The 2,978-nt window shown below is 38.2% G+C and carries 3 protein-coding genes; 2 read left to right on the top strand and 1 reads right to left on the bottom strand.

The genetic code is table 11. The features are described 5' to 3' along the window. Positions 1-56: 56 nt before the first annotated feature. Both Xets_RS06735 and Xets_RS06730 read left to right on the top strand, forming a co-directional pair. Complete coding sequence (locus tag Xets_RS06735) at positions 57-1,100, top strand: alkene reductase (protein WP_187651375.1); 1,044 nt, start codon at positions 57-59, stop codon at positions 1,098-1,100. A gap of 129 nt (positions 1,101-1,229) precedes the next feature. Further along, positions 1,230-2,252, top strand: coding sequence for a serine hydrolase (locus Xets_RS06730; RefSeq protein ID WP_187651374.1), 1,023 nt, complete (start codon positions 1,230-1,232; stop codon positions 2,250-2,252). Positions 2,253-2,347: 95 nt separating this feature from the next. Here the strand turns inward: Xets_RS06730 and Xets_RS06725 are convergent, their stop codons facing one another. Next, entirely contained in the window at positions 2,348-2,878 is a 531-nt protein-coding gene (locus Xets_RS06725) for a transglutaminase family protein (RefSeq protein WP_187651373.1), read from the bottom strand. Between the last annotated feature and the right edge of the window lie 100 nt (positions 2,879-2,978).

The following is a 2,978-nucleotide window of genomic DNA, read 5'->3' as shown; positions in this document are numbered from 1 at the left end:
TATTCCAAATCAGAGGAGATGCACGATAAAGTGATAGGGACTTTCATCGAACGGGAATACTATTCTTTATAGGACAATCTAACCATTGGAGTCACGACCCGAATGAGGATGGGGTTCCAAATGAACTTAATGTTACATATTATGCTCAGCGTGTGAGTGCAGGTTTAATCATTTCAGAAGCAACTAATATTTCAGCACAGGGATGCGGTTATGCTATGACTCCTGGTATCTGGACAGAAGATCAGGTAGCAGGATGGAAAAAAGTCACCGATGCCATTCATGTTGCTGGTGGTAAGATTGTAATGCAATTGTGGCATGTCGGTCGTTTCTCACACGTTGATCTTCAACCAAATAAAGAAGCACCAGTAGCACCATCTGTTATTAAAGCAGACGGTAATGTTTTTACCAGTCGCGGTATAGAAAAAGCGTCCATGCCGCGCGCACTTAGAACCGACGAAATCCCTGATGTTATCGAGCAATATAGACATGCGGCAGAATGTGCTAAATGTGCAGGGTTCGATGGTGTAGAAATTCATGCTGCTAACAATTATCTATTGGAACAGTTTCTGCGTGATTCAACTAACCATCGCACCGATCAGTATGGTGGTTCAATTGAAAACCGAGCCAGATTAATTCTCGAAGTTGTTGACGCGGTAACCCATATTTGGGGTGGTGGACGAGTTGGCATTAGATTGTCTCCAGTGACAACGGAAGTAGGAAACACTCCGCTTGATCGTAATGTGATGGCAACTTATGGCTATCTGATTCAGCAACTCAATAAATTCAAGCTGGCTTATCTTCATTTTGTTGAAGGAACAACAGGAAAAAGCCGTGATGTTCCCGAAGGTGTTGATTTGGATAAACTAAGATCGTTGTTCGACGGATCTTATATCGGCAACAACAATTATAACCTTGAAATGGCGATTTCCCGTCGTGCGGAAGGTAAGGTAGATGCAGTTGCATTCGGGCGTCCGTTTATTTCTAATCCTGATTTGGTAGAACGTTTACGCTACGGGATTGAACTGGCTGATATCAATAATGACGCTTATTATGGTAATGGAGCAAAAGGATATACCGACTGGTTGAAGGCGAATAATTAATTTTATAGGCGGCTAAGCTGTATAGCTTCAGTAAAGCCGCTGTTATTTGCCAAAGCTATCATGTTGACAAACACATTGCCATCTTTTGAATAGTAGTGTGACAGGGAAAAGTAGACGTAAGACTTTATTATGAAGAAAGATTCCAAAATCATCAAAGCACTAGATGAACTTTTAACACCATTTGATAAACATGCTCCTGGTGTTGTCTATATGGCCAAATATGACAATGGCTTAATATATCAAGATGCTATAGGCTTAGCTTGTTTAGAATCGCACAAACCCCTTTCAATAGAAAGTGTCTTTAATATTGCTTCAGTTTCAAAACAGTTTACTGCATTTACAATCCTATTGTTAGAAAATGACGGTCATTTATCGTTAGATGATTCAATCGTAAAATTTCTGCCTGATTTAGGTAATTACGCAGAGCCTGTCACTCTGCGCCACTTAATCTATCATATTGGTGGACTAGTTGATTATATGGAGCTAGCTGAGTCGGTTGGCATTAATGAACAAGATCCATTGACAATTGAACAATCATTGCATCACCTATATGCTCAATCTCAATCTGTATTTGCGCCAGGAACAGCATTTGAGTACAGCAATACTGGATACTTTTTATTGGCGCAGGTGGCTGAAAAAGTAAGTGGGATGAAACTGAGTAAATTCAGTCAAGAACGTATTTTCAAACCCCTAGGGATGAAAAATACATTCATTGTTGATGAATATCCAATAACTGTCGAATTTGCACGAGCTTATAGTCAAGAAGGTCAACTTTTTGAATCGCCATGGACACATACAGGTGATGGAGCGGTACACTCAACTGTTGGAAACCTTATGTTATGGGGCGAAAATTTATCTCACGGTAGAGTTGGTGGAAAATCATTAGTCCAACGCATGACTCAAACATTACCAAAAACAACATCTACTGGATATATAGTTAAAAACCATGAACCTTATGCATTTGGTTTAGAGCATCACAACCACTTAGCAGAGCCGAGTTTGGAACATTCCGGCGGATGGGCAGGCTACAGAGCTTATTTTATACGTTTGCCAAATTCGCGTTTAACTATTACTGTTCTGAGTAATCAGGAAGCTATTGATACTCAAGTATTAAGTTATAATATTGCTGATATATTGCTAAAGGAAACATAACTATTTTTTAGTTTTTTTGTGATAAATAATAACCACCTCCTAAAAAAACGGACATAAAAGACAGAAGAATTTTCTGTTTTTTATGAAAAATAGAATTATTTTAATTCACTAAAATTCTGCTGACGAATTTTAGTGATATTCTCGTTAATTTGATGACGTAACTTATTGGCAAATAGTGCTTTATCTTCATCACTGAGTTTCTGTGAATGTTTGACAAAGAAGCTGTCAGGGTCATCAAATAGACCAAAATCCTGTATAATTCCATAGGTATCATTATTACCGTTCCATTCAATCGGCGGGTTTTGTAACTCTTCAATGGCTACACCATAACCGATAAACACCCCATTATGATCTGTGTATTTTTTTTGTAATGCCGACAAGTAAAACGAATCAAGAATAACTCCTTCAAAGCCATGCCATTGTCCATCTATATAGGCTTCAACCCAAGTATGAATAATCTCTTTAGGCATCTGTTCATATAGCGCTCCATTCATAATTCCTTTTTGTAAGATTTTATCGATGGTAAAACCATGTAAACGACAGGGTATTTTAAGTGCACGCAACAGTGCCATAAATAAGATAGATTTTACGCGATGCTCGACTTTTATGGTGAGTTGAAATGACATAGCCGCTCCTTTATAACTTTAAGTTGACAAACAAAGAGAAATAAAGGAACAAAAGGCTATGTCACAACAAGATTTTATCATTTGGGTGTTTTGTTGGGTA

The sequence above is a fragment of the Xenorhabdus sp. TS4 genome, assembly GCF_014467265.1.
Taxonomy (GTDB): Bacteria; Pseudomonadota; Gammaproteobacteria; order Enterobacterales; family Enterobacteriaceae; genus Xenorhabdus; species Xenorhabdus ehlersii.
The sequence above is the reverse complement of the archived record's forward strand: the minus strand, read 5'-3'. Positions and strand labels throughout refer to the sequence as shown.

Excerpts from the sequence above, each read along its gene's own strand:
- Xets_RS06725 (WP_187651373.1), bottom strand. The coding sequence starts at position 2,878 with ATGTCATTTCAACTCACCATAAAAGTCGAGCATCGCGTAAAATCTATC.
- Xets_RS06730 (WP_187651374.1), top strand. The coding sequence starts at position 1,230 with ATGAAGAAAGATTCCAAAATCATCAAAGCACTAGATGAACTTTTAACA.